This is a genomic window from Shewanella algidipiscicola (genome assembly GCF_900380485.1).
GTDB classification, from domain to species: Bacteria; Pseudomonadota; Gammaproteobacteria; order Enterobacterales; family Shewanellaceae; genus Shewanella; species Shewanella algidipiscicola.
In genome coordinates this window covers 1-5,017 of record NZ_OXJV01000007.1, presented here as the reverse complement: position 1 = coordinate 5,017, position 5,017 = coordinate 1, and the positions used below count along the sequence as shown (strand labels likewise).

At 45.8% G+C, this 5,017-nt stretch carries 3 tRNA genes and 4 rRNA genes; all 7 read right to left on the bottom strand.

Annotation, left to right across the window (positions count from 1 at the left end):
• A 23S ribosomal RNA gene (locus tag DN599_RS07370) occupies window positions 1-239 on the bottom strand; the annotation flags it as partial.
• Between the two features lie 318 nt (window positions 240-557).
• A tRNA-Ala gene (locus DN599_RS07365) sits at window positions 558-633 on the bottom strand.
• Between the two features lie 133 nt (window positions 634-766).
• Window positions 767-843 (bottom strand) — tRNA-Ile (locus DN599_RS07360).
• 205 nt (window positions 844-1,048) lie between these two features.
• A 16S ribosomal RNA gene (locus tag DN599_RS07355) occupies window positions 1,049-2,591 on the bottom strand.
• Window positions 2,592-4,508: 1,917 nt separating this feature from the next.
• A 5S ribosomal RNA gene (rrf, locus tag DN599_RS07350) occupies window positions 4,509-4,624 on the bottom strand.
• Window positions 4,625-4,667: 43 nt separating this feature from the next.
• Window positions 4,668-4,743: transfer RNA gene (locus tag DN599_RS07345), tRNA-Thr, on the bottom strand.
• Window positions 4,744-4,828: 85 nt separating this feature from the next.
• Window positions 4,829-4,944: ribosomal RNA gene (gene rrf, locus DN599_RS07340) — 5S ribosomal RNA — on the bottom strand.
• Window positions 4,945-5,017 lie beyond the last annotated feature (73 nt).

Below are 5,017 nucleotides of genomic sequence, written 5' to 3'. Positions count from 1 at the left end.
TAGGGGAATCTCGGTTGATTTCTTTTCCTCCGGGTACTTAGATGTTTCAGTTCCCCGGGTTCGCCTCACAACACTATGTATTCATGTTGTGATACATGCTTATGCATGTGGGTTTCCCCATTCGGACATCGTTAGCTCAAATGCTTGTTACTAGCTCGCCAACGCTTTTCGCAAGTTACTACGTCCTTCATCGCCTCTGACTGCCAAGGCATCCACCGTATACGCTTAGTCACTTAACCATACAACCCAAATGAGTTTCACAAGGAAACCAACTCTTTCAAGCGGGTAAGCTTGAATGTTGTATCGCAACTAATGGTGTTTACTTTCGCCAAAAGAATACTCATGAATCATCATTACAATAATTCGGCACTTGATTTAAGTGTTTGAGAACTCAATTTTAATTTTCGCGTCAATGCTACAAATAATCACGTACAAGTACGCCATTATCCCTTTCACATTAACACTATCAGCTTTCCAAATTTTTAAAGAGCGGGCTTAAAAAAGCCAAAGATAAATTTTGCATTTATCTTTGGCATTTCTATCCATGTGCAAGTAAATGGTGGAGCTATGCGGGATCGAACCGCAGACCTCCTGCGTGCAAGGCAGGCGCTCTCCCAGCTGAGCTATAGCCCCATTTACATGCAGTCAAACAAAAACATACGTTACTTATTACTAAGTCATTACCAAATCAAGTGATACAAGGCATGTAGAGAGGACGTTTAGCCTGCTAAACGACGAACTACATAACGCAGTAACACGAAGATTTTGGTGGGTCAGAGTGGACTTGAACCACCGACCTCACCCTTATCAGGGGTGCGCTCTAACCAGCTGAGCTACAGACCCATTTATACTTGTTTNNTTNNTTCAATTCAGCGTTGCTTNCGTCGTTCAATCAGTNATGTAGCGAACTACACTCCCTCTTTCTCTTCTAAAGCGCCTTGACTTGAAACAAATTAACGCCGTCTAAATAGACACGTATATTTTTGCTCTTTCTTTCTATCAAGTAATCTGTGTGAACACTCAACAAACATTAAGTTAGTCGTATAGGTAAGGAGGTGATCCAGCCCCAGGTTCCCCTAGGGCTACCTTGTTACGACTTCACCCCAGTCATGAACCACACCGTGGTAAACGCCCTCCCGAAGGTTAAGCTATCTACTTCTGGTGCAGCCCACTCCCATGGTGTGACGGGCGGTGTGTACAAGGCCCGGGAACGTATTCACCGTGGCATTCTGATCCACGATTACTAGCGATTCCGACTTCATGGAGTCGAGTTGCAGACTCNAATCCGGACTACGACAAGCTTTGTGAGATTAGCTCCACCTCGCGGCTTTGCAACCCTCTGTACTTGCCATTGTAGCACGTGTGTAGCCCTACTCGTAAGGGCCATGATGACTTGACGTCGTCCCCACCTTCCTCCGGTTTATCACCGGCAGTCTCCCTAAAGTTCCCACCATTACGTGCTGGCAAATAAGGATAAGGGTTGCGCTCGTTGCGGGACTTAACCCAACATTTCACAACACGAGCTGACGACAGCCATGCAGCACCTGTCTCAGAGCTCCCGAAGGCACTAAGCTATCTCTAGCGAATTCTCTGGATGTCAAGAGTAGGTAAGGTTCTTCGCGTTGCATCGAATTAAACCACATGCTCCACCGCTTGTGCGGGCCCCCGTCAATTCATTTGAGTTTTAACCTTGCGGCCGTACTCCCCAGGCGGTCTACTTAATGCGTTAGCTTGGGAACCCAGTGTTCAAGACACCAAATTCCGAGTAGACATCGTTTACGGCGTGGACTACCAGGGTATCTAATCCTGTTTGCTCCCCACGCTTTCGTACCTGAGCGTCAGTCTTTGTCCAGGGGGCCGCCTTCGCCACCGGTATTCCTTCAGATCTCTACGCATTTCACCGCTACACCTGAAATTCTACCCCCCTCTACAAGACTCTAGTTTGCCAGTTCGAAATGCAATTCCCAGGTTGAGCCCGGGGCTTTCACATCTCGCTTAACAAACCGCCTGCGTACGCTTTACGCCCAGTAATTCCGATTAACGCTTGGACCCCTCGTATTACCGCGGCTGCTGGCACGAAGTTAGCCGGTCCTTCTTCTGCGAGTAACGTCACACCTAAACGCTATTAACGCTTAAGCTTTCCTCCTCGCTGAAAGTGCTTTACAACCCGAAGGCCTTCTTCACACACGCGGCATGGCTGCATCAGGCTTGCGCCCATTGTGCAATATTCCCCACTGCTGCCTCCCGTAGGAGTCTGGGCCGTGTCTCAGTCCCAGTGTGGCTGATCATCCTCTCAGAACAGCTAGGGATCGTCGCCTTGGTGAGCCATTACCTCACCAACTAGCTAATCCCACCTAGGTACATCCAATCGCAGAAGGCCCGAAGGTCCCCTCTTTTCCCCCGTAGGGCGTATGCGGTATTAGCAGTCGTTTCCAACTGTTATCCCCCTCGACTGGGCAGTTCCCTAGGCATTACTCACCCGTCCGCCGCTCGTCAGCAAATTAGCAAGCTAATTCCTGTTACCGCTCGACTTGCATGTGTTAGGCCTGCCGCCAGCGTTCAATCTGAGCCATGATCAAACTCTTCAATTAAAGTTTTGTTGTTTGACTTACGTCAAACGGCTCAACGAATTCTGTTCGAACTAATCTTGCGATTAATTCTTTGTACATATTGCTATGAACACTCATCACCTCTCGTGAGAGAAAGTGAAAGAATTGGTTGATTTAATTCTTTGATTGCCAACCCGAAAGTTAGGCAATTTCGATTAACTCAACACCTGTGAGTGTCCACACAGATTTCTTGTTTCATCTTGTTAAAGAGCGCTGCTAACATGAGAGAATCAATCTTTCATTTAGCGGCCGTTGACGCTAGGTCGTTGGCTTAGGGATGCGTATTCTACACCTCCCGTTGTTGGCGTCAAGTGCTTATTTTAAGAAGTTTTCCAAGCGATGATTTCTTAAGCAGAAGTCATCAATCGAAGCCCTTAAAAAGCGCTTATNACCTGAGTCAAATCTCCGAAGAGTTTAACTCGCATCTCTTTATTAAAAGAGAGGCTGACGTAGCTGCAAGTCCCGTACTACCTTGGTAGTTGGCCTGCTGTGCCGTGTCAGTGGATGCGCATTATAGGCAGTTCTCGGATGGGTGCAAGGGCTTTTTTCACTAAAAAAGTAATTAGTTTTTATACCTCACTTAAGCACATACCTCACACCGTTTATGCACAGACTTACCCACAAATAACAAGCGAACATATAAACCAATCAAAACTGAATGCACTGCAATCACAGCCAACCAAGGTTTTCGGCATATACTACTAATAGCCTGGCAATGCCTGCCCACACTCACACTATTGCATATCGCAACGCAGGCAAAGCTTAAAATACAGTTCAAACGTTTATTAACATCTCAGTGTATCTACTTCTCGAACCCATTCATTATTGATTCCAAACAAGGTTTGCTTGAAACAACAAAAGTAAATAATGCCCCTATCGGCTAAAACAACCACAAGACAAAGGATTTCACAAGCACTACACAACTGGACGTGATTCACTTGTCAGTACTTACAGGCATATAATGATACTTCCAACTCCTTTAGACATTTATCATTGATCTAGCGACCATCCTACACACCAGAGCTGCCCTCCAATTCCATAGTCTTGTTCAGCATCTCAACCAGAAATCCATATCGAACAAGGTGTTCTCAATTTTTGATAACAGATTTGTGCAAATATCTCGTGTTGAGCACTATTATTTCCATTTCCAAATGCAGTCAAGGAGTGACCTGTAATTGCCTGACGTAATTTAGGTGAACATAAAAAGCAATAAAGCTCTAGCCCCCCCTTTTCATTGGGTAGTTGCTAGTGCTTGTTAAATTCTCTTTCGAAAATAAGCAAGTACCTGACATGCCCAGCTACAAGTAACCTCCTCGCGTTTATAACATTGATGCCAAGAATATCATAAACGCATGATGCGGATTTTCACCAAGCTCAGCGATGTGGCCACCGCAATGCATCACGGAGGTGTCGATATTGAACCACTGAAAGGATATAGGAAATAGGCTAACCCATGTAACTTTTACCGAGGAGCACTTATCGACGCACATAGTGGGGCGTTCATGCTTACATAAGCAGAGAAGCCAGCTGTTATCATCACAGACAAATTCGAGGTGTAGGGTTAAAATATTAAAACTCTTTAAACGTAAAAAGCCACCTTATTCGGGTGGCTTCTCAACTATGCTTTACGAGTAAATTAGGCGTCCGTCATGTCCAGCTTCGAGCTAGCTCTCCGCGTTCAGCTCCAGCATCAAGCTGCGCTTGATAAGCACAGACGCTGCCCCCTACGACCGCCAAGGATGGCGGAAGTGTCGATATTGTCTGGAACATTTATCGACCTCTACATGGTTTTGAGCCTCACCACATTCGGACTTTTTAATTCCCCATGTTCGAGTGGTTATCTCTAGGCTAAAACGAAAAAAGCCCGTTGCATTAGCAACGGGCTTTCTCGTATTAGGTGTCTGGAAATGACCTACTCTCACATGGGGAGACCCCACACTACCATCGGCGCGATTGCGTTTCACTTCTGAGTTCGGGATGGGATCAGGTGGTACCACAATGCTATGGTTTCCAGACAAATTTTGTTGATACTTTGTATTTAACTAAATATCTAAATAATGGTGCTGATACCCAGAATCGAACTGGGGACCTCATCCTTACCAAGGATGCGCTCTACCGACTGAGCCATATCAGCACAAAACTCTGCGCAAATTGATGTCTTACATTTAACTGCATCATTCACTAAACTATTTTATTTTCATATTGAAAACAAATTAGGCGTCTGGAAATGACCTACTCTCACATGGGGAGACCCCACACTACCATCGGCGCGATTGCGTTTCACTTCTGAGTTCGGGATGGGATCAGGTGGTACCACAATGCTATGGTTTCCAGACAAATTCTTACTGGTTAATTGTCCGTCTGACGGCATTGTTTCCTCGCTACAGTGCTCATGTACTAAAGTACAC